This is a genomic window from Shewanella aestuarii, from assembly GCF_011765625.1.
GTDB classification, from domain to species: Bacteria; Pseudomonadota; Gammaproteobacteria; order Enterobacterales; family Shewanellaceae; genus Shewanella; species Shewanella aestuarii_A.
This window is the reverse complement of record NZ_CP050313.1, coordinates 1,480,229-1,503,404: the sequence shown is the minus strand read 5'-3', so window position 1 is coordinate 1,503,404 and position 23,176 is coordinate 1,480,229. Positions and strand designations below refer to the sequence as shown.

Sequence of the window (23,176 nt, the reverse complement as noted above, 5' to 3'; positions counted from 1 at the left end):
AACATGGAATATTAACTAAAAAGCCCTTCATTGAAATCAATTAAGGGCTTTTTTAATAGGGTATATTCTATTATTTTACGCTTCACTGATCACTTGGTTGCGCCCAGCTTGTTTGGCTTTATAAAGTAAATCATCAGCTCGCTGTAACAAATGGTCAATATTTTGGTTTAATGTTGCCACCCCGCAACTAAAAGTAACATAGAGTTCACCACAGCTAGTTTGAACCGGCTTAGCTTCTGATTGAGCTCTAAACTTATCCATAATGGTACGGGCTTTTTGACTGTCTAAACCTTTAAAGGCTACGACAAACTCTTCTCCGCCAAATCTTGCCACAGTAAAATGTTGCCCAAACGCGGTATTTAGTCGGCGGGCAAATTCAACCAATACTTGATCACCAACATCATGACCATGGGTATCATTCACTTTTTTGAAAAAATCGATATCAATAAGGGCAATTGAAAATGGATTAGCTTCTTTATGCTCATCTTGATGCTTATTAAAAAAATAACGACGGGTGAAGGCGTTAGTTAAAAAGTCCCGATTGGCTTTTTCCCATAAACTACGGATCATGTCTAACGAATCAAGGGTATTTAATACTCGACAGTGAAACTCTTCGTGCACAAAAGGTTTCTGTAAAAAATCATTGGCCCCATTTTTGATGAAGCGCGCAGATAAACTTTCATCGTTATCGTTTGATAAACCAATGATAGCCAAATCTTCACGATTAAAACGCTCTCGCACTTTTAAAATAAGCTCAAAACCGTCCACATTTGGCATATTGTAGTCAGTAATAAGCAATTGAATATCTTTTTGTTTTTCAAGAACAGCTAGCGCTTCTGCACCATCATTTGCCTCCAAAACTTGAAACAAATGCTGTTCAAGCAGTGCCTTGATAAACTTTCTACTAACGGTTGAATCATCCGCCACTAAAACTTTGACTTGCTGATTGCGGTGTAGTCGATCAATCAACTTAACCACATAATGATAGCTAAAACGATTCTCTTTAATGATGTAATCTGCAATACCTAATTTAAGCAGCTCTTTACGCTGCAAAGCATCAAGATTGCCAGTTAGTACAATACAAGTCGTGTTGTACGTTGAAAGCACTAACTTAACGATTTCACCATTAGGCGCATCGGGCAGATTGAGATCTGCCACAACAATAAAATATTGATGCTTATCAAGTAGTACAACAGCATCAGCTAAGCTAGGTGCAACATCAATTTCGCACCCTAACTCGTTTTTTATTAAATGGTGAAGAATTTTTGATACGACTTTACTGTCTTCAACAATCAGAATTCTCAATTATGCCCACCTGAAAATATTTAGCACTTTTCTAGCACTATACTGCCAATAGAGTAACCCGCCCCAAAAGAACATAATAGACCAAGATCACCTGTTTTAAAGTCATGGTTAAATTGATGAAACGCAATAATAGAACCTGCCGAAGCAGTATTTGCAAACTCATCTAGCACAACTGGCGCAGTTAAAGCGTCAACATCATCACCCAGCAGTTTTTTAACCACAAACATATTCATATTAATATTAGCCTGATGTAACCATAAGCGCTTAAATTCTTGCGGTTTAATTTGCTCATCATTAAATTGCTCATCTAAATGCTGATAAATCATTGGTAGTAATTCTTTAAACACTTTACGCCCCTGCTGATGAAATAACTTATCAGCCGTATTGGCTTTTTCTGGATCACAACGATTAACAAAACCAAAATTACTGCGAATATTATTTGAATATTGGGTGACACAGCGTGTAGAAAGAATATTAAAGGCATGCTCAGATTGAGCTAACTCTCGGCGTTCTAGCACAAGTGCTGTAGCGACATCACCAAAAATAAAATGGCTGTCTCTGTCTTTAAAGTTACTTTGCGGTGAAGTTAGCTCTGGATTAATCACCAACACACGATTAGCGCTACCACCTTCAATGGCATTAATGGCATTAACAATGGCAAAAGTAGCAGAAGAACACGCCACCAACATATCATAAGCAAATCCTTTAGTGCCTAATGCTTGTTGTATTTCAATTGCTATCGCTGGATAAGCACGTTGAGTATAAGCACACGCGACAATCACTAAGTCGATATCCTCAGCATTGACTTGAGCTTGAACCAAGGCATCTTTCGCTGCGGCAATCCCCATACTGGCTTGCATTGATACTTCTTCAGACGCTTGATCGGCAATGAGAGGCATCATGATATTAGGGTCTAAAATACCTTCTTTAACCATGACATAACGATTTTTGATCCCAGAAGCCTTCTCAATAAATTCCGATGATGAGTAAGCTAATGGCTCAACTTCTTGTTTATCAATTTGAGCACTGTTTAATTGATTGTGTAAGTCAACATAGCTGTTATAGCTTTCAACTAACTCTTGATTAGAGACTGAATATGGAGGAATAAATAAACCGCTACCTGAAATAACCACGTTTTTCATAATAATCTGCCATTGTTGAGAGTTTGAGTTAACTCATGATCTTGCTAGCATGATAGTCTGCATTATTAACTTGCTATAAAACATTAGAATTAACCGCTTGATAATGTGAATATGGTAATTCGTTATCAATAATACTCTTAATACTAAATCAGTTTTATCTCTATGGTCAGACCATCAATCGCTTGCGCTAAACTATTCGCTCAAAAAAACAACTGTAAGAAAGCCTGTTTAGAATAATAGAATATTTTTTAATAACCAAATGGAATAAAGAATAACAAATTTTCACTTCTAAATTCTCAGTTGGGGATTATGATTAGACAATGCATAAAAAGGAGCAAACAACCCATGAGCAAAATTTTCGAAGATAATTCATATACTTTAGGTAATACTCCACTAGTTCGTTTAAACCGAGTGAGCAATGGTAATGTGTTAGCAAAAGTTGAAGCTCGTAACCCAAGTTTTAGCGTTAAATGTCGTATCGGTGCCAACATGATATGGGATGCCGAGAAAAAAGGCTTACTCACTAAAGATGTTGAGTTAGTAGAACCAACTTCAGGCAACACAGGTATTGCCCTTGCTTATGTGGCTGCAGCTCGTGGTTATAAGCTCACCTTAACTATGCCTAACACCATGAGCCTTGAGCGTCGTAAATTACTTAAAGCTTTAGGTGCTAATTTAGTATTAACTGAAGGCGCAAAAGGTATGAAAGGCGCGATTGATAAAGCTGAAGAAATTCGTCAATCCGCCCCAGAAAAATATTTAGTATTGGGCCAATTTAGCAACCCTGCTAACCCTGAGATTCATGAGAAAACCACAGGGCCAGAAATTTGGAATGACACTGACGGTGCCGTTGATGTATTTGTTGCTGGTGTCGGTACTGGTGGCACAATTACCGGTACAAGCCGCTTCTTAAAAGCACAAGGTAAACAAGTAGTTTCAGTTGCAGTTGAGCCTGTTGACTCGCCAGTTATTGCACAAGCAAAAGCAGGATTGCCAATTCAACCTGGTCCACACAAAATTCAAGGTATTGGCGCAGGCTTTATCCCTGAGAACCTCGATTTATCACTCGTTGACCGTGTTGAAGCCGTTAGCAATGAAGATGCCATTGAAATGGCTCGCCGTTTGATGAAAGAAGAAGGTATTTTAGTCGGTATTTCTTCAGGTGCAGCCGTTGTTGCAGCCAACCGTATTGCTGCATTACCAGAGTTTGCTGATAAGACAATTGTGGTAGTGTTACCTTCTGCTGCAGAACGCTACTTATCATCAGTTTTATTTGCGGGCGAATTTGGCGACAGCGAAAACGTGCAATAAAACAAGTTTAATTCAATTAGCCCAGCTTATTAGCTGGGCTTTTTATTGCACTAAATTCGCTACAAATTTCCTAAAAATTATTATAATCATTATTTTTCATATGCTTATATCAATTTAATTTACTTAACTCTCTCGATGAACCTCAGGATTAGAATTCAAGCCCACTTTTCGCTAGTAAAAAATAAGGCCAGATATACTCGAACATTAACGGGTTAAAACGGTCAACATTCTTAAAAGAGTGAACAGGATCTAGATTCTAATATTTAAATCAGCAAGTTACTTGTTTGAATAATTAACACCCCATAAAATCCTCGTTAGCAACCATCAATTAATTTGATAGGTTCCAATCCCATATCCGCTATAAGGAACCAATCACAGCTATGAAATATTCCCTCAAACAGATAATGGTATTTGATGCGGTAGCCAGCTTAGAAAGTGTAAGCGCTGCAGCACGTAAACTTTCAATGACTCAATCAGCCGTCAGTATGTCACTCGGCCAATTAGAGAACATTCTCGATCGGCCATTATTCATTCGTCAGGGAAATCGGCTTACCTTAAGTCATTGGGGCAATTGGTTACGCCCTAAAGCAAGAGTACTACTTCAAAATGCCCAACAAATTGAATTAGGTCTGCATGATCAACATCTTATAAGTGGTATTTTCCGCTTATGCTCAAGCCAAACAGCTGCAGAGCATCTATTACCCCAGCTAATCAGTAAAATTGATACCGATTTTCCTGAACTTAGGATCGATCTCACAGTTGAAAATACCGAAAATGTCATTGATGGTCTGTTAAATTATGAATATGACTTTGGCATTATTGAAGGACGTAACGATGATAGTCGGCTGCATCAAGAGACTTGGTTAGATGATCATTTAGTTGTAATTGCTTCGCCTCATCATCCTTATGCTCGTTATGACAGCACAAGCCTATCTCAATTAGAACAAGCGAAGTGGGTATTACGCGAGCAAGGTGCAGGGACTCGACGTATTTTTGAAGGTGCAATCCATGGTGTGATAGGTAAACTTAACGTATGGAAAGAATACGAGCATGTGTCTTTATTAAAGGCTCTGGTAAAAAACGGACCTTATCTCAGCAGCTTACCATTTTTAGATGTGGAACAAGATGTGGCAGCAGGTGAGCTAATCATTTTGCCAACCCCGCAATTAAATATGCAGCGGCACCTATCATTTGTGTGGCGCTGTGATTCAGGTGAAAACCCATTAAGAGATTGTGTTATCACAGAAGCGAGAAGAATGAGTAAACAACGCCAACGCAATAAGTATATTTAAACTGTTGTACGCACAATAAATGGCTTTATGAGGGTTATTCATTATCACTATTATAATAGGAAAATGGGGCTATGCCCCATTCCTAGCGATGAACAAATTAATTAAGCATAAACAGCAGAAACTTTTGCTGCAATGTCTTCGCGGGTAATCACCCCTACCAACTTCCCTTCTTCTAACACTGGAAAACTACTTGGTTTATTGGCATATGCATGGCGTAATCGCTCTTCATAGCTCACAAAAGAATTTCCGGTTAACACGCCCATATCGCTAACTGGGAACAATTTATTTCTATCCACCACCATCAGCTCAATTAAATCTGCAATTGAATCATTAGGCGCAACAGTTAGCACTTGCTTTTGCATTAAATCAGCGACTTTATATGAAATTCCACGCATATATTCCTCTGACCACAGACTACGAAGTAAATCTTGTTGCGATATAAATCCTAACAACTGCTGTTGGCTGTTCAAGACTGGCGCACCGCGCTCACCTGCGTCTGATAAACGCTTAAGACCTTCATAAACAGATAACTCGGGAGATAAAGAAAAAGGGCTCATATCCATAACTTGATTAACAGTTAGTTTCTTGATTGTTTTAGGCATGGTGGTTTCTCCAAATGGTACTTCAGATGATTGAATATCGTTAGATAAAATGGTGTGTTTAAAATTGATGGGGTCAGCTAGGGGCGACAGACACTCTGCCAATACGGGTGTTGTGATATGTAGCTTGCTATTGCTATTTGATTTACTCTCAATAGCCCAATAGCCAAGCCCAACAACAATGCCACCACCGACTATATTGCCTAGTGTGACAGGGATAAGATTATTGAAAATAAAGCGGCTTAGGGTTAAGTCTGCTAATTGGGAAGTACTCAAACCTGCCAATTCAAAAAATTCTACAGACGCAAAATGACTAATTAAAATGCCCAGTGGCACCATAAATAAATTAGCAATACTATGCTCAAAGCCACTGCTAACAAACATAGCAACAGGCAGCATGATCAACACAGACTTTGTCAGTATGTCTTTGCTGGAAAATGTCATCCAAATACCCAAGCAAACCAGCATGTTACATAGCACGCCTAATGCAAAAGCCTGCCCCCAACTATGGTGTAGTTTGTGTAAAGCAATATTGAGAGCATTAGCCCCCCAAGCGCCACCATCGAGCTCATACAAGCGGGCAGACATAATAAGCACCAGCATCAGCAAGGCACCCAGTAAGTTACCTAGATAAACTCGTCCCCAGCATTGCATTAGCTTTTTTGTGCTAACTAACTTTTGCGCCCAGGCAATCGTACTTAACACAGTGCTAGTAAATAACTCACCACCACAAACAACAACCAGTGTTAATCCCAAGCTGAAAGCCAATCCACCAACAAATCTTACTAGCCCCCAAGAGCCAGTTGCCCCAGTCGTAACAGTGATATAAAACACAAAGGCTAGTGCGATAAATGCGCCGGCAAAGGTCGCTAAGCCCAAAGACTGCCAAGTTGATTTATTAACTTTTGCTACACCATACTTCTCAGCCTGTTGGTACATGGATATTGTTGGTACAGTAGTAATTTGAGCCTTACTCAATTGTGCTTCATTAGGTATTTGCTTGTTGGCTATAGATTCATATTCGGTACCTAATTCAGAAGCGGTATTTTGTTGTCCCTTAACCCTTGGATTAGACAATATGGAGTTCATCGCTAGACTCCTTATGACTAAAAAATGAATCAATACTGCTTAATAACATCTTGTTCTCCAATACCTATAGGCTGAATTGCTAACTTTTGATTGCCACTAAATTAACCTCAACCTCACCAAAATAAAATTTGATAATATTGAATCAAAGCATCAATAATATTGATAAACAAAAATAGTGTTATAGAAATGCTACGCAGAGAATTTACAGCTAAGGTAATGTTTTAATTGACTATAAAATTAAAGTAGGCAGACATAAAAAACGACTAAGACTGAAAGCCAGTCACAGCCAAAGATAAGGATGATGAAATGGACGGCAAGAAATTGATTTTTGCCTAAGCTATAAGTCACCGTGATGACCCAAAGCGATTCAACAGTAAGAAAATAAACAAGCCACAACAATAAGTTGTTCGTATTTATTCGCATCACCTATCAAGCAAAGAAACGTGGTCTAAGCAACAAAATCAGGCAAATTGAGAACTACAACAAACTACCAATTAGGCAAATTGAGCATAACGTCTAAAAAGCGCTAACAAGGCGACTCGATAACTTATCACAGTGCTATGAGGCCGATTTGCAAAACGCAATTTATATGCCTAATGTAGGAACAACTAAAACACATAACTACAAACTGTTAACTAAGTCGCAAATCATTAAATCAGTAGTTTCAAGATTATTGATACTTAATGTCAGACCAGTTTTGTTATGTTAATATTTATGAGGTAAATTGGTCTTACCAATATTGACAAGGTTTTAGTTAGAAAAAAGGGCTTTACTAGATACCTCAAAATGACATTTTCATCATGGTGTATCGGACAGGTTTTTCGAATTTTGATGACGTTATTTCATGGCACATAATTTGATTAACTTAACAAATTCAGTTGAAGCCATTATCAAATATTTGAGCAATTAAGTTCTTCTCGGAGAATGAGAAATTATGTCAGAAACCACTAAAAACAATGATATGGAAGCCTCAGAGCTGACATATAAAGAACTCCACCGCCCTGCGTCAGAGTTCAATACTCGTGAAGAATATCTCGATCATGAATTAAAAATCATGAAACCTAAACGTTGGGGCCTAAACCTACCAGGTAGAGATTTTCGGTTTGAATGGGAAGATTTAGTACCCGCCATAGCTGGAACCATCGGGATTACCGTCATGTATTCAGCGGTAATGGCTGCATGGGCCGCTGGCCTAACTGAGCGTTGGGAACATGTTAACCTAGGCGCTGAATTTGCCATTCAAGTTGTTCGAGTAGAAATGCTCATCCCTGCTTTACTTTTCTGTATTATCAGCTCAGGATTTATTAATCCTCGAGCCAATTTAGCCGGTAACCACGGCCCGATGATCCCATTAATTGGTGCCATCGCTTTAGCCGGTGCTCACCCTCTCGCCTTAGCTATTTTACTTGGTCTATTTGGCTTACTCCTGAGTTACGTTAAAGGAGGGTCAAGGTTGGTAAACCTCACGTCCAGCGGGGTAGCCGGAGGCCTACTTGTGTTCTTAGGCTTTATGGGCGCAAAAAGCCAAATCACTTCGCTATTCACTTGGGCTGGTGAGCTGCAAACTAAGCATCAGCTTGATTATAGCTTAGGCTATGTGGCTTTCTTTATTCTGTTAGCTAATGTTATTTTATATGCCTATCTTGCCAAAGTAGGTAAGCGCTGGTTAGCCATTCCGCTTTGTTCAATTTCAGCGATTGTATTGGCATTTGCGCTTGGTGCAGGTTTGGATTTACAGTTTGTCACCGAACCAGGTATTCCGAACTTGAATCCAGTTTATTGGTGGGGTTCAACAGAACAAGGTTGGCAGTTAGGTTTACCCAATCTTGAACATTTTATTGCTTCATTGCCTTTCGCGATTCTTGCCGTGGCAATGTGGTCTCCTGACTTCTTAGGTCACCGTATCTTCCAAGAGTTGAACTACCCTAAAGGTTCTGAAAAAGTGCTAATGGATGTTGACGATACCATGACCACATGTTCACTTCGTCAAATTGTCGGTACTGCAGTAGGTGGTGGTAACATCACTTCGTCTTGGGGAACTTACATGATCCCTGCTGCTATTGCTAAACGCCCAATTCCAGCTGGTGCCATTTTACTTGGATTATTGTGTATCATTGTTGCCGTAATTGGCTACCCAATGGATGTCACAGTTTGGCAACCGGTTATGTCTATTGCGCTATTAGTAGGGGTATTTTTACCTTTATTAGAAGCGGGTATGCAAATGGTTAAAGATACTCAAAACAGCCAAGCTGCTGGTATCTGTATTTTTGCATCATTTGTGGCTAACCCAGTGTTAGCCTGGGCATTAACCATGTTTTTAGATAACAATGGCCTTATTGGCGACAAAGAACGCGCAAAAACATTAAGCGTGGCAGACCGTCTGATTATTCCTGGTCTAGCGTTTGTTATCTGTTTAGCTGCTATGTTAGCCGTGGGCATGATCCAAGGGATCCCAGCCCTGCTCTAAGCTACTAAATGGTTTATTCCTCTTTAATAAGAGAGCTTCGGCTCTCTTATTTTTTGCCCCCCTTTTCACGTTCAATCTAGACAATTTTCAATTATTGCCTACAAAAAAAGTTGAGCAAAAAAACACAGTCATCGTATTGCTATAAGTCATTATCTAAAAATTGAATCAAGTTTCACTAAATAACCGACTGCAACACTTTAAGCAAATTTTAAAAGCACTAAAAATGCTATCTGGGTAACACTTTTTGTATTTGAATGGTTGATTTTGATGCGATAACCAGTTTGTTGTGATATATTACTACGGTAAATTGGTCTTACCAATAATATCATGAGTTAGTCGCACTGTATATTTAGATTAATCGTCTATATTTTATTACATGACATCTGAAACGAATTTCCATCGACACGCACACGCGAATCGATAAATCAGTTCCCGTCACTAGGACAATGCGTTGAGGGGAGCTTTGACAGAATAGCTATTGGTGTATTTCCAAAGTTGTTTTCAACTTTACTAATACCCAATAACCCATATCTCAAATAGAAGGTATTAGTATTATGACTGAAAAAACTGAACAGTTTGCAAATGCATGGAATGGTTTTGTTGCCGGTGACTGGAAAACTGAAGTCAACGTTCGTGATTTTATCCAAACTAACTACACACCATATGAAGGTGATGAGTCTTTCTTAGCGGGCGCAACTGATGCTACTTTATCTCTATGGGATAAAGTGATGGAAGGTATCAAGCAAGAAAACACAACTCACGCTCCAATCGATTTCGATACCAAAATGGTATCCACTATTACTTCTCATGATGCTGGTTATATCAACAAAGACCTAGAAACAATTGTTGGCTTGCAAACAGATGCACCGCTTAAACGTGCGATGTTGCCAAACGGCGGCATTCGTATGGTTGAAGGCTCATGTAAAGCATACGGTCGTGAGTTAGATGCTGATGTTGAATACATTTACTCTGAACTTCGCAAAACACACAACCAAGGTGTGTTTGACGTTTACTCACCAGAAATCATGGCTTGCCGCAAATCAGGCGTATTAACGGGTTTACCAGATGCGTATGGCCGTGGTCGTATCATTGGTGATTATCGTCGTGTTGCACTTTATGGTATCGATTACCTAATGCAAGACAAAAAAGCCCAGTTCAATTCTCTTCAAGCGCAAATGGAAGCCGGTGAAAACCTCAACGACGTTATCCAATTACGTGAAGAAATTTCTGAGCAATACCGCGCTTTAGGCCAAATCAAGGCGATGGCAGCTAAATATGGTTTTGATATTTCTGGTCCTGCTACATCAGCTAAAGAAGCCATTCAATGGACTTACTTTGGTTATTTAGCCGCAGTGAAAAGTCAAAATGGCGCAGCAATGTCTTTAGGCCGTACTTCTACCTTCCTAGACATCTTTATTGAACGCGACATTAAAAACGGTGTAATCACTGAAACTCAAGCACAAGAAATGGTTGACCATTTCGTTATGAAACTACGTATGGTTCGTTTCTTACGTACTCCAGAATACGATGAGTTATTCTCTGGTGACCCAATTTGGGCAACTGAGTCAATCGCTGGTATGGGTGTTGACGGACGTACACTTGTAACTAAATCAAGCTTCCGTTTCTTACACACTTTATACAACATGGGCCCAAGCCCTGAGCCAAACATCACTGTTCTTTGGTCAACTCAGTTACCTCAAGGCTTCAAAAACTACTGTGCAAAAGTATCAATCGATACTAGCTCTATTCAGTATGAAAATGATGACCTTATGCGTCCTGATTTCAACAACGATGATTATGCAATTGCTTGTTGTGTAAGCCCAATGATTGTTGGTAAGCACATGCAGTTCTTCGGTGCTCGCGCTAACCTAGCTAAAACAATGCTATACGCAATTAACGGCGGTGTTGACGAAAAACTGAAAACTCAGATTGCACCTAAAACAGATCCAATTACATCAGAAGTACTTGATTTTGATGATGTGATGGCTCGTTTAGATTCACAAATGGAATGGTTAGCGACTCAATATGTGACAGCACTTAACAGCATCCATTACATGCATGACAAGTATTCATACGAAGCATCATTAATGGCATTACATGACCGAGACGTACGTCGTACTATGGCGTGTGGTATTGCTGGTTTATCAATTGCGGCTGACTCTTTATCTGCAATTAAATTTGCGAAAGTTAAACCAGTTCGTGATGAAAACGGTATTGCCGTTGATTTCGAAATCGAAGGTGACTACCCTAAATTTGGTAACAATGACTCACGTGTTGATGACATCGCTTGCGATTTAGTTGAGCGTTTTATGGCGAAAATTCGCAATAAAAAAATGTATCGCAACGCGATTCCAACTCAGTCAATCTTAACCATTACCTCAAACGTTGTTTACGGTAAGAAAACCGGTAACACACCTGATGGTCGTCGCTCTGGTGCTCCATTTGCTCCAGGTGCAAACCCAATGCACGGACGTGATGAAAATGGTGCAGTTGCCTCATTAACATCTGTAGGTAAATTGCCATTTGCTCACGCACAAGACGGTATTTCTTATACTTTCTCTATCGTGCCAAATGCACTTGGTAAAGAAGAGCATGCTCGTCGTAGTAATCTAGCTGCATTGATGGATGGTTACTTCATGCATAGCGTTCACCAAGAAGGCGGTCAACACTTAAACGTTAACGTGATGAACCGTGAAATGCTTGAAGATGCTGTGGTTAATCCTGACAAGTATCCACAATTAACCATTCGCGTTTCTGGTTATGCTGTACGCTTCAACGCTTTAACACCTGAGCAGCAACAAGACGTTATTACCAGAACCTTCACCAAAGGTCTGTAAAGTTTGCTAAAATTAGCTGTATCGAATATTCGATACAGCTTTTTTATTGCTAAACTTTTATCAATGCTTCATTTCACCTAATTTTAAAGGGTATTAAATGACTATCGGACGCATCCACTCGATTGAATCATTCGGCACTGTTGATGGCCCTGGTATTCGCTATATTGTCTTTATGCAAGGCTGTTTAATGCGATGCCAATACTGCCATAACCGTGACACTTGGGATTTAGATGATGGCAAAGAGATGGTTGTTGATGAGTTGATGTCACAGATTAAAACTTATCGCCCTTTTCTAGAATCAAGCGGTGGAGGTGTGACAGCCAGTGGTGGTGAAGCAATTTTACAAGCGGAGTTCGTTGCTGAACTATTTAGTGCTTGTAAAAAAGAAGGCATCCATACTTGCTTAGATACCAATGGTTTTGTCAGAAAATATGAACCGGTTATTGATGAGTTACTCGATAACACTGACTTAGTGCTATTAGATATCAAACAAATGGATGACCCTACCCATATCAACCTGACTAAAGTGAGTAACCAGCGCACTCTGCAATTTGCTGAGTATTTGGCTAAGCGAGGTCAAAAAACTTGGATTCGTTACGTGGTAGTTAATGGGTTTACTGATGATGTTGCCTCAGCAATTAAATTAGCTGAATTTATCAAGCCTATGAGTAACGTCGAAAAAGTCGAATTGTTACCCTACCATCAACTAGGTGAACACAAATGGCAAGCGTATGGTGAAATCTCGCCCCTTGCCAATATATCGCCACCCAGTAAAGAAACCATGTTAGCAATACAAAATGTATTTACTGAACGCGGGATCAAAGCGACTTTCTAAATACATAGTGGACTTTAAATGGGAGGAACTAGGTTAAAGCTCTTCCCAATATTGGTGATCTAGTCGTTCAAAGGCTACTTTTAATAGTGCTGCCAAATCTAAATAACATGCTTTGGCGCCTAGGGGCTGACAACTCACGCCCATTTGATTCAACTTACGACTTAACTGGTTACTCCAGTCAAATAAGGCTAACGGTAAGGGATGGCGAGCTCGCCAACCTAGCCATAATAATCCTTGAACAGGTAAGCTGATGATAAACAGGGTCATAGCTAAAGTTTGCGGTAAATGGCTCCAGCCAAAAACATAAATTTGGCTTAATGCGACACAGACTGCCACAACCGGCATAGCCAAAAAGGCAATTTGAGTCGCTTTAACCACGCGGTATTCAGGAAAATAATACCCCAACTGGCGCACCATGGGCCAAGTGGTCATGTATTTTCGACCATCGCGAAGCAGTTTTATAACGGGTAGCACCAAAGATATACCTAAACAACATGGGACATGTCTTACACAATAGCATATTGCCAGCTATGTCCCAAACATGCAGCCAAAAGATAATCGGCTGAAAGGGTTCAAATACGGAGATCACATTCGATTACGAATACCGTATTGAAAAGAATATTTCTCTTAAACTTACAAGGTTTAATTATGTCTGAAAATTTAGTATTGGTTTTAAATTGTGGCAGTTCTTCACTTAAATTTGCAGTGATTGATGCAACATCGGGTGACGAATATATTTCTGGCCTAGCTGAATGCTTTGGTCTAGAAGACTCACGGATTAAATGGAAAGTTCAAGGTAACAAGAATGAAGCTAAATTAGGCGCATTTACCCATCACCGTGAAGCCGTTGAATATATCGTTCACACCATTCTTGCTGCACAACCTGAATTAGCTGCACAAATCAAAGCCGTTGGACATCGTATTGTTCATGGCGGTGAAAAATTTACTCGTTCAGTGATCATTACTCCCGAAGTAATTCAAGGTATTGAAGACTGTGCATCACTTGCACCTTTACATAACCCTGCTCACTTAATTGGTATTCGTGCGGCAATGGCTTCATTCCCATCTTTACCACAAGTAGCAGTATTTGATACGGCTTTCCACCAAACCATGCCTGAAAAAGCCTATGTGTATGCCCTACCATACAAGCTATATCGTGAACATGGTATTCGTCGTTATGGCATGCACGGTACTAGCCACCTATTTGTAAGTCGTGAAGCTGCTAAAGTATTAAACAAGCCAGTTGCTGACACTAATGTTATTGTTGCGCATTTAGGTAACGGTGCCTCTGTCACTGCAATTAAAGGCGGAAAAAGTGTTGACACCTCTATGGGCTTAACCCCATTAGAAGGCTTAGTCATGGGAACACGTTGTGGTGATTTAGACCCATCAATCATTTTCCATCTTGTTGACCAACTAGGTTATACCTTAGCTGAAGTCAACAACTTACTAAACAAGCAAAGTGGTCTTTTAGGTATTTCAGAATTAACCAATGACTGTCGTGGTATTGAAGAAGGTTTTGGCGATGGCCACAAAGGCGCCACGTTAGCGCTTGAGATTTTCTGCTACCGTCTAGCGAAATACATCGCGTCTTACACTGTGCCATTAGGCCGTTTAGATGCTGTTGTCTTTACCGGTGGTATTGGTGAGAACTCTGATCTTATCCGTGCTAAGGTTTTAGAATTACTGACTATCTTTAACTTCCAAGTTGATGATACTAAAAATAAAGCAGCTCGCTTTGGTAAGGATGGGATTATCACCGCAGACAATACCCCTGTTGCAATGGTTATCCCAACCAATGAAGAGTGGGTTATTGCAGAAGACGCGGTTAAGTTAATCTCAGCCAAATAATTACTGATTGTAGAGGTTTTATATGTCTCGAAATATCATGCTCATCCCAATTGGTATTGGTGTGGGTTTAACATCGCTAAGTTTAGGTATGGTACGTGCTCTGGAACGCAAAGGCGTCAAAGTGCAGTTTTTCAAACCTATCGCCCAAATCCGCTCAGGCGATAAAGGCCCTGAACGCTCTACGACGATTTTAAGCAAGTCGCCAACGGTAAATCCGCTTGAACCATTTTCAATGGACCATGCTGAAGCCTTGATCCGTTCAGAGCAAACTGATGTGTTAATGGAGCAAATCATTGCTCGCGCTGCGGAGTGTGCTTCTAACACTGAAACTATCGTTATCGAAGGTTTAGTGCCAACACGCAGTCATCCGTTTGCTGATGATATTAACTATGAAATAGCTAAAGCACTTGATGCTGATGTGATCTTCATAGCAACCCCAGGTAATGATTCACCAAACGGTTTAATGAACCGTCTAGAGATCGCTTATAACTCATGGGGTGGTAATAAAAACAAACGCTTAATTGGTGCCATTATCAACAAAATTGGTGCACCAACTGATGATGAAGGCCGTGCTCGTCCTGATTTATCTGAAGTATTTGATCACACAGAAAGCCATGCGACTGACACATCCGGCATGTTCCAACTGCCAGGTAAGAGCCCGCTACGCATTTTAGGTAGTGTGCCATATAATTTAGAGCTAATTTCACCACGCGCATCAGATTTAGCTAAGCATTTAAACGCAAAAATCATTAATGCCGGAGAAATGCACACTCGTCGTATGCGTCGGGTGACTTTCTGTGCTCGTTCAATTTCAAACATGGTAAACCACATCAAAACTAACTCACTGTTAGTGACATCTGGTGATCGTTCGGATGTTATCGTAGCAGCCTGTTTGGCAGCGATGAACGGTGTTAAAGTTGGTGCATTGTTGCTTACCGGTGGCTATGAGCCAGAGCCAGAAATCATGAAGCTTTGCGAACAAGCTTTTGAAACCGGATTACCTGTATTCTTAATTGAAAGCAACACTTGGCAAACATCGCTTAATATCCAACGTTTTGATCATGAAGTACCAGTAGACGATGCTGTCCGTATTGAACGCGTTCAAGAATTTGTTGCCAGCCACATTGACCAAAACTGGATTGAAAGCGTGACACAAGGTTCTCCTCGTGAACACCGTTTATCGCCTCCAGCTTTCCGTTACAAGTTAACAGAGCTTGCTCGTGCCGCGCGCAAGAAAATTGTATTACCTGAAGGCGAAGAGCCTCGGACAATTAAAGCGGCAGCCATTTGTGCTGAGCGAGGAATTGCACGTTGTGTGTTATTAGGTAACAAAGAAGAAATTTTACGTATTGCCTCACAGCAAGACGTGGTGTTAGGCGAAGGGGTTGAGATCATCGATCCAGAAACCGCTCGCGACAGATACGTAGAACCAATGCTAGACCTTCGTCGACATAAAGGTTTAACTGAAGTTGTTGCTAAAGAGCAGCTTGAAGACAACATGGTGCTTGGCACTATGATGTTAGCGGGTGATGAAGTTGATGGTATTGTATCTGGTGCAGTTAACACAACCGCAAATACGATTCGTCCACCTTTACAATTAATTAAAACGGCACCTGGTTCAAGTCTTGTATCTTCAATCTTCTTCATGTTGATGCCTGATCAAGTGCTTGTCTATGGCGACTGTGCAATTAACCCAGATCCAAATCCTGAGCAGTTAGCTGATATCGCTATTCAATCAGCCGAATCTGCTGCTGCATTTGGTATCGAGCCTCGCGTAGCCATGATCAGTTACTCAACCGGTAATTCGGGAACAGGATCTGATGTGGATAAAGTACGCGAAGCTACACGTATTGCCAAAGAAAAGCGTCCAGACTTAATCATAGACGGTCCGTTACAGTACGATGCGGCGGTGATGCCAAATGTGGCACAATCTAAAGCGCCTAATAGCCCTGTCGCGGGTAAAGCGACTGTATTTGTATTCCCAGATTTGAATACCGGTAATACAACCTACAAAGCAGTACAACGAAGTGCAGACTTGATCAGTATTGGCCCAATGCTTCAAGGTATGCGTAAGCCTGTTAATGACTTGTCACGTGGTGCGTTAGTCGACGATATTGTTTACACGATTGCATTAACCGCAATTCAAGCAGCTCAAAACGCGGATAAATAAATTAGATTAATCTAGTTTACTGATTTAAAAGCACTGTCATTGACAGTGCTTTTTTATTATTAAAAGAAAAAAACCTAGAAGGCAATTTTTAACCAAGAATAAATAACGATATAAAACATAATGTTATGTATCATATTCTATTTCGTTAACATACTTGTCCACAGATTCTGTGGATAACATTGAGGATGAAGCAGTTTGACTAACAAGATTGTTAGCAAAAATCGGGACATAATCGAATAATTCTATATCGATCAACATAGCAATTTTATATCCCGCCTTGCCAGCATTAATTTAATTCTGGATACTAAAGGTGTATTTTCTAGACAGTATATTGGTAATTATGATTAGAGTTTTATTGTTAATAAGTATGCTAGCTTTATTTGGCTGTGAAAAAGTTATTGAAAAAGGTGAGCCACCTCAATCACCCGAAAGTGTCACATTAAGTTTTTTTAAAGCCATTTACACAGACCGAGATGTGAGTAAAGCACTTCCTTACGTGACCCCTGAAATGCGAGAAATATTAGAGCATTATCATATAGCTGCATCGGTACAGCGTCATGTTTTAGGCTTATCAATGACAGATGTCAAAGTCAGTATTGATGAAATTGATATCGATTTTTTTCGTAAATTTACTGATGAAGTTACCGTAATTGTAAAAATGGAAGGCTTAAAAGGCGGTAAATATTGGATAGATGATCGCACTTTGCGACTAAAAAAACAGGGAAAGAAGTGGATTATTGTCGAAGTGTTACCTGAAAAAGGCAAAATAAATGGTTAATTCGCAATGACTTCAAACTGGATACCGATCATCCATGGATCGAATCCCATAAAAATAGCAGCCTAAGCTGCTATTTTTATGGGTTGCTTGCAATGTCGCTTGGAGCACTCAATCTTATGCTAAAGACTGTTATTCCTCGTTCAATTGTCTTACTCTTCTTCAGAAGGCAAAGACTCTAACACGTCATCTTTTACTTGATAGTAAGCATTTTCGTATTCATGAACTTCCATAATCACTCCAATCATTTTTTTCAGGTCGTTTGTAGGTATCAGGTATGTTTTATTTTGTTGGCTATGGTTGCCGGTAACATATTCCTAATGGCAGAGAAGAGTACCAGTCATGTTCTTCTGCCAGCGAGTATATCAATGAATAAAGACTAAACTCCACAGTAAAAACCATAAAATTACAAAAAACTTTCAAAAATGTACCCACAAAACTCAAAAAACAGTGTTTTACTAACAAAAAACTGAAAGACTTACACAGGTGAGATCAATTTTAATAACCAAAACCACCTCAACAGTCAACATTTAACTCAAATTGTTATAACCCAAAAGTCATGCTCTGCTAGATTTAATAGAGAGTGACTTTAATTTTTTTGCCTATAAGATGCTGGCAAAAACTGATTAAAGCCCCCGTTTAGTCATTATGGGGAAATAAAATGAATACACTTATAGAATATGAAGCAAGTAAATTAGCGGATCTATTTGATCAAGGAGATCGTATAGCGATGCATATGTTTATGGAAAATATGCATATGCCAATTGATGTACAAAACAAATTAATGGAAGAAATTTCTGCGCTTAATCACATCGATCAAAATAGTATCGGAAAAATCATCGAAAACTATGGTCAGAGCCAATTTTCAGAACGTTTAACCCTTTAGCCTCCTCCATCAACCCTCAACTCAAATGGTATAACAAATGAGTTGAGGTTATATCGAAGCCTAAAATAGCGTAAAAAAATAGATATTACTCTTAACGTTCGAGCCCAAACACTAGACTTGATTGATATGGTTTAAAATCCGTTTTTCTGAAATAGGATATGCAGTACCTAAAACCTGAGCAAAACAAGATACACGATACTCTTCCAACATCCATCTAGCTTCTATCAACGCCTCAGGCACTGGTTGTAATTTTGGAACCTTGGCAAGTTGAGCAGCTAACAAACCTTCTAGCTTGGTAATACTTTGCATATGGATTCGATCGCGGTTTGGATCCACCGGCAATTTATCTAATCGATTTTCAATTGCGCTGATATAACGCGCAACATCGGTTAAACGGTTCCACCCACACTCTTGTACAAAACCTTTATAAACCAATTTATCTAAATGATTTTGTATATCGCTCATAGCAAAGGCAATATCTAAACTAATCTTTCCTTTCAAACGCTTTTTAACTCGCTGATAAACTGTGAGAATTTTTTCAACTTTTAGCGATAGCTGTTCAGTGGTCGAGTTTAACTCTTGTCGTACCCAATCTTTAGCTTGTTCAAACTGAGCTTGATTACGAATATCGAGATTTTTTTCATCCAATAGTTGCTGTACTGCAGCTTGAATAATGTCATCAATCAGTAATTGCACTTGACCAAAAGGGTTAAAATACATGGCCAGTTTGGCTTTGTTGGGCAGTGATTGTTGTAGGTGTTTTACTGGCGATGGAATATTGATTAACAGTAAACGCCTAAGGCCTAATCTATGCTGTTTTGCCGCTTCATGCTCATCATCAAATAACTTGATAGCGACATCCGTTTTATTATCAATTAACGCCGGAAAGGCTTTGACTTCATAATTGCCTTTTCGTTGCTGGTATTGACTAGGTAAATCACCAAATGACCATGTGGTTAATTTTTCTTGCTCGATACCTTTATCCGCAACTTGACGGATTGCTTTAGCCACCACACCTTGTAGTTGTTCTTTTAATGGTTCAATTTGCCGGCCTTGGGCTATTAAGCGGCCATTATCATCTTCTACTTTAAAGTTAATTAATAAATGAGCTGGCAGTTGGCTAAAATCAAAATCCTCGGCGCTTAAACGTGTACCGCTCATGCGAAGCAGTTGTTTGCATAAACTATCAATTAACGGCAGTTCGAAGGGTGTCATCGCCTGTACACAAGCTTTGGCATAATCAGGTGCAGGTACAAAATTACGCCTTAATGCTTTGGGTAATGATTTGATCAAGGCAATAATTTTTTCTTCGCGCAGACCTGCAACGAGCCAATCAAAATCTTCATCGTCAATTTGATTTAGCAAAGCCACTGGAACATGTACCGAAACGCCATCGTCAATATCGGCAGGTTCAAAATGATAACTCACTTTTAACGCTAAATTGCCTTTATGCCATACTTCAGGGAAATCCAATGCTGAAATGTGATCAACACTCCGCTGCATTAATAAATCGACATTAAAATCCAGTAAATCAGGCTGTTTTTGACGTGTTTTTTTCCACCATTTAAAAAATAATGGCGCGTTATAAATTCCGTCAGGTACTCTTGGTTCGTAAAAATCCACCAGCACATCTTCATCGACCAAAATATCGCGGCGACGTGATTTATGTTCTAAGTTTTCAATATCGTTCAATAAACGCTGGTTATTAACAAAAAAAGCTTCTTTAGTTTGCAACTCCCCTTGGGCTAAACCGCTTCGAATAAAGATTTCACGGGCTTCTATTGGGTTAATTGGCCCGTACTGTACGCGACGTCGATTAACTATGGTTAAGCCATATAACACCTGATTTTCAAATGCAATCACACTGCCAGCTTTGGCTTCAAAATGCGGCTCGACTTGATTTTTTTTGACTAAATGTGCAGCTAAATCCTCAAGCCATTCTGGTTGAATTTTAGCGCAACAACGGGCAAACAAGCGGGAGGTTTCTGTTAACTCTGCAGCCATAATCCACTTTGGCCCTTTTTTAGCCAATGGGGAACCTGGGAAGACAAAAAACTTACGATTTCGGGCACCTAAATACTCATTATTAGCATCTTTAAAGCCAATATGGCTTAACAGCCCTGAAAGCAATGATTTATGTAAATTATCATAGTCCGCTGGCGAGTCATTTAAGCGCCATTTTAACTCATGAACGGCTTGTTTTAATTGAGCATATAAATCCTGCCATTCACGAACGCGCAAGTAGGCAAGGTACTCATCTCGGCATTGTTTTCTAAATTGGCTAGCTGACAATTCACGTTTTTGATCTTTAAGGTGATCCCACAGTTTTATCCAACTACTGAAGTCAGAATCTTTATCAGCAAATCGATTATGGCATTCATCTGCAGCTTGTTTTTTATCAATGGGGCGCTCTCGAGGGTCCTGAATTGATAAACCTGCGGTGATGACTAACGCCTCATGTAAGCAGCCATTGTGGTTAGCTTCAAACACCATACGAGACAAACGAGGATCGAGCGGAATGCGTGATAACTGACGTCCTAATGGGGTTAGCACTAAATCGCCCTTTTGTTTTTTAACAGCTTGTAACTCTTCTAACAGTAAAAAACCATCACGAATATGTTTTTGTTCTGGCGGTTGAATAAATGGAAAACCACCAATATCCCCTAGTCCAATGGACAGCATCTGCAAAATAACGGATGCCAAGTTAGTGCGTAAAATTTCAGGATCAGTAAACTCTGGACGTTGAATGAAGTCGGTTTCATCGTATAAACGAATACAAATCCCTGGGCCAACACGACCACAGCGCCCTTGTCTTTGATTAGCACTGGCTTGTGAAATTGGCTCTATTGGTAATCGTTGTACTTTGGTGCGATAACTATAGCGGCTGATACGTGCAGTGCCAGGGTCAATAACATAACGAATACCCGGTACGGTTAATGAGGTTTCAGCAACATTAGTGGCTAATACAATTCGCCGTCCAATGTGACTTTTAAAGACTTTTGACTGCTCACCATAAGATAAACGAGCATATAACGGCAGGACTTCGGTATCTCGATAATTCTGCTTTCTAAGCATCTCTGTGGTATCACGAATTTCTCGTTCACCATTCATAAAAATAAGAATATCGCCGGGTCCTTCAGCGATTAACTCATCCACTGCGGCAAAAATACCATCACTGACATCTAAATCAGCATCGTTGTCTTGTACTAAAGGACGATAGCGGGTTTCAACAGGGTAAGTACGCCCTGATACTTCAATGACAGGAGCATTATTAAAATGCTTTGAAAAACGTTCAACATCTATGGTTGCCGATGTAATTATAATTTTAAGCTCTGGGCGTTTTTTTAAGATTTGTTTTAAATAGCCTAAGATAAAATCGATATTAAGACTGCGCTCGTGCGCTTCATCGATAATTATGGCGTCATATTGATTTAAGTATTTATCAGATGTGAGCTCAGCCAATAAAATACCGTCGGTCATTAGCTTAATGTAGTTATTTTCACTGATGGCATCCGCAAAACGTACTTTAAAGCCTACCACTTCACCTAACGGGCTATTTAACTCATCTGCAATTCGGGTTGCCACACTTCGAGCGGCTAATCGACGCGGTTGGGTATGTCCAATAATCCCACGAGATCCTAAACCTAAATCAAGACATATTTTTGGTAATTGAGTGGTTTTACCTGAACCGGTTTCACCCGCAACAATTACCACTTGATTATTGGCAATCGCGCTGGCAATTTCATCACGTTTTTGTGAAATGGGCAGTTCTTCAGCATATTGAATAATAGGACGTGATTGCAGACGTTGATTAACCTTTTCGACTGAGGCGATAGCACGCTTCTCTAACTCAATAATGGCCTGCGTTTTGGCTTCTGAGTGAGGTTGCTTATTCAAGCGGAACAAACGACGGCGAATAAATGCAGCGTCGCTTTGGACACAACGCTCTAAAAAGGCTTTTGACAGAGGCTTAAGTGGACTTTGATCCGTATTCAACGCGGTTTCCTTGCTAATCTTTCAGTAAAAAAGTAATGAAAGTGCGATCCTAGCAAGGAAGCCAACATATTGGTATGGGGTAGCACCAAACAATATGTGTTTTTAAATGGCTAAGCGCTATGCAGGCTTAAGGTAACATTGTTGCATATAAGTGTTCATCGCTTTAAGGACATCCTGACGGGTTATCACGCCAATCACTTTTCCATCAGCCACCACAGGATAAATTTTCGGTTTAGCTCCCGTCATTTGCTCCGCTAAATGCAGCATACTGTCTTCAGGGCCCACACTTAACACATCTGTACGCATACAATCACTTACCGTACTGGTTAAATCACAGTGATAACTACTTTTCAGCATCACAGACAAACAATCTTGTTGCGATAAAAAGCCGACAAGCTGACCTGTTTCACCAATAACAGGTGCTCCAGGTCGACTGCTAGTTAGCAAATGTTCAACTGCAACTGCTAACGACATATTGGCTTTTAATAAAACAGGTCGTCTATCCATATAATCTTTTATTTTTATCGAATCCATATTACCCCCAAAAAATTTAACATGCATCAACTCGGTTTAGTAAACAACTAATCTTACGGTTCTATAACGAAAGCAGGCTTTTCTTTA

The 23,176-nt window shown here is 39.8% G+C and carries 15 protein-coding genes; 9 read left to right on the top strand and 6 right to left on the bottom strand.

Annotated elements, in window-relative coordinates; all coding sequences use genetic code 11:
- Positions 1–75: 75 nt before the first annotated feature.
- A complete protein-coding gene (locus HBH39_RS06795; protein WP_167676775.1) occupies positions 76–1,305 on the bottom strand; it encodes a response regulator in 1,230 nt (409 codons plus the stop codon).
- A gap of 20 nt (positions 1,306–1,325) precedes the next feature.
- Positions 1,326–2,447 carry a beta-ketoacyl-ACP synthase III gene (locus HBH39_RS06790; RefSeq protein ID WP_167676773.1) on the bottom strand — a complete coding sequence of 374 codons (1,122 nt, stop codon included), beginning with the start codon at positions 2,445–2,447 and terminating at the stop codon, positions 1,326–1,328.
- A 345-nt stretch (positions 2,448–2,792) separates the two neighbouring features.
- Here HBH39_RS06790 and cysK point away from each other — a divergent pair, with 345 nt between their 5' ends.
- Together cysK and HBH39_RS06780 are read left to right on the top strand one after the other, a co-directional pair.
- Positions 2,793–3,758 carry a cysteine synthase A gene (gene cysK / locus HBH39_RS06785; protein WP_167676771.1) on the top strand — a complete coding sequence of 322 codons (966 nt, stop codon included), beginning with the start codon at positions 2,793–2,795 and terminating at the stop codon, positions 3,756–3,758.
- 380 nt (positions 3,759–4,138) lie between these two features.
- Positions 4,139–5,050, top strand: a complete 912-nt coding sequence (locus HBH39_RS06780) for a LysR substrate-binding domain-containing protein (RefSeq protein ID WP_167676769.1) — start codon at positions 4,139–4,141, stop codon at positions 5,048–5,050.
- Between the two features lie 101 nt (positions 5,051–5,151).
- Here HBH39_RS06780 and focA read toward each other — a convergent pair whose 3' ends face one another.
- Positions 5,152–6,588: a formate transporter FocA gene (focA, locus tag HBH39_RS06775; protein WP_244325781.1), complete on the bottom strand. Its 1,437-nt coding sequence runs from the start codon at positions 6,586–6,588 to the stop codon at positions 5,152–5,154.
- Between the two features lie 1,084 nt (positions 6,589–7,672).
- Here focA and HBH39_RS06770 point away from each other — a divergent pair.
- The 3 genes from HBH39_RS06770 (at position 7,673) to pflA (ending at position 12,877) form a co-directional block, all read left to right on the top strand.
- The gene (locus tag HBH39_RS06770; RefSeq protein ID WP_167676765.1) at positions 7,673–9,205 is read left to right on the top strand and encodes a DUF3360 family protein; all 1,533 of its coding nucleotides are present in this window, start codon (positions 7,673–7,675) and stop codon (positions 9,203–9,205) included.
- A 554-nt stretch (positions 9,206–9,759) separates the two neighbouring features.
- Positions 9,760–12,042 carry a formate C-acetyltransferase gene (gene pflB / locus HBH39_RS06765; protein ID WP_167676763.1) on the top strand — a complete coding sequence of 761 codons (2,283 nt, stop codon included), beginning with the start codon at positions 9,760–9,762 and terminating at the stop codon, positions 12,040–12,042.
- Positions 12,043–12,139: 97 nt separating this feature from the next.
- Positions 12,140–12,877 carry a pyruvate formate lyase 1-activating protein gene (gene pflA, locus HBH39_RS06760; RefSeq protein ID WP_167676761.1) on the top strand — a complete coding sequence of 246 codons (738 nt, stop codon included), beginning with the start codon at positions 12,140–12,142 and terminating at the stop codon, positions 12,875–12,877.
- 33 nt (positions 12,878–12,910) lie between these two features.
- Here the strand turns inward: pflA and yfbV are convergent, their stop codons facing one another.
- A complete protein-coding gene (gene yfbV, locus HBH39_RS06755) occupies positions 12,911–13,354 on the bottom strand; it encodes a terminus macrodomain insulation protein YfbV (protein WP_167676759.1) in 444 nt (147 codons plus the stop codon).
- A gap of 171 nt (positions 13,355–13,525) precedes the next feature.
- On the opposite strand from yfbV, the gene ackA reads away from it, so the two are divergent.
- From ackA to HBH39_RS06735, 4 genes are all read left to right on the top strand, one after another.
- Positions 13,526–14,728: an acetate kinase gene (gene ackA / locus HBH39_RS06750; protein WP_167676757.1), complete on the top strand. Its 1,203-nt coding sequence runs from the start codon at positions 13,526–13,528 to the stop codon at positions 14,726–14,728.
- Positions 14,729–14,750: 22 nt separating this feature from the next.
- Positions 14,751–16,898 (top strand): phosphate acetyltransferase, encoded by a 2,148-nt coding sequence (gene pta / locus HBH39_RS06745; protein WP_167676755.1) that lies wholly within the window; start codon positions 14,751–14,753, stop codon positions 16,896–16,898.
- A 343-nt stretch (positions 16,899–17,241) separates the two neighbouring features.
- Complete coding sequence (locus tag HBH39_RS06740; RefSeq protein ID WP_167679997.1) at positions 17,242–17,676, top strand: hypothetical protein; 435 nt, start codon at positions 17,242–17,244, stop codon at positions 17,674–17,676.
- Between the two features lie 658 nt (positions 17,677–18,334).
- Positions 18,335–18,559, top strand: coding sequence for a hypothetical protein (locus HBH39_RS06735; protein ID WP_167676753.1), 225 nt, complete (start codon positions 18,335–18,337; stop codon positions 18,557–18,559).
- Between the two features lie 111 nt (positions 18,560–18,670).
- On the opposite strand, the gene hrpA is transcribed toward HBH39_RS06735, so the two are convergent.
- Together hrpA and HBH39_RS06725 are read right to left on the bottom strand one after the other, a co-directional pair.
- Entirely contained in the window at positions 18,671–22,555 is a 3,885-nt protein-coding gene (gene hrpA / locus HBH39_RS06730) for an ATP-dependent RNA helicase HrpA (protein ID WP_167676751.1), read from the bottom strand.
- A gap of 117 nt (positions 22,556–22,672) precedes the next feature.
- Positions 22,673–23,089, bottom strand: coding sequence for a CBS domain-containing protein (locus tag HBH39_RS06725; protein ID WP_167676749.1), 417 nt, complete (start codon positions 23,087–23,089; stop codon positions 22,673–22,675).
- Positions 23,090–23,176 lie beyond the last annotated feature (87 nt).

Excerpts from the sequence above, each read along its gene's own strand:
- ackA (WP_167676757.1), top strand. The coding sequence starts at position 13,526 with ATGTCTGAAAATTTAGTATTGGTTTTAAATTGTGGCAGTTCTTCACTT.
- HBH39_RS06780 (WP_167676769.1), top strand. The coding sequence starts at position 4,139 with ATGAAATATTCCCTCAAACAGATAATGGTATTTGATGCGGTAGCCAGC.
- cysK (WP_167676771.1), top strand. The coding sequence starts at position 2,793 with ATGAGCAAAATTTTCGAAGATAATTCATATACTTTAGGTAATACTCCA.
- focA (WP_244325781.1), bottom strand. The coding sequence starts at position 6,588 with ATGTACCAACAGGCTGAGAAGTATGGTGTAGCAAAAGTTAATAAATCA.
- pflB (WP_167676763.1), top strand. The coding sequence starts at position 9,760 with ATGACTGAAAAAACTGAACAGTTTGCAAATGCATGGAATGGTTTTGTT.
- HBH39_RS06725 (WP_167676749.1), bottom strand. The coding sequence starts at position 23,089 with ATGGATTCGATAAAAATAAAAGATTATATGGATAGACGACCTGTTTTA.
- HBH39_RS06735 (WP_167676753.1), top strand. The coding sequence starts at position 18,335 with ATGAATACACTTATAGAATATGAAGCAAGTAAATTAGCGGATCTATTT.
- pta (WP_167676755.1), top strand. The coding sequence starts at position 14,751 with ATGTCTCGAAATATCATGCTCATCCCAATTGGTATTGGTGTGGGTTTA.
- pflA (WP_167676761.1), top strand. The coding sequence starts at position 12,140 with ATGACTATCGGACGCATCCACTCGATTGAATCATTCGGCACTGTTGAT.
- HBH39_RS06770 (WP_167676765.1), top strand. The coding sequence starts at position 7,673 with ATGTCAGAAACCACTAAAAACAATGATATGGAAGCCTCAGAGCTGACA.
- HBH39_RS06790 (WP_167676773.1), bottom strand. The coding sequence starts at position 2,447 with ATGAAAAACGTGGTTATTTCAGGTAGCGGTTTATTTATTCCTCCATAT.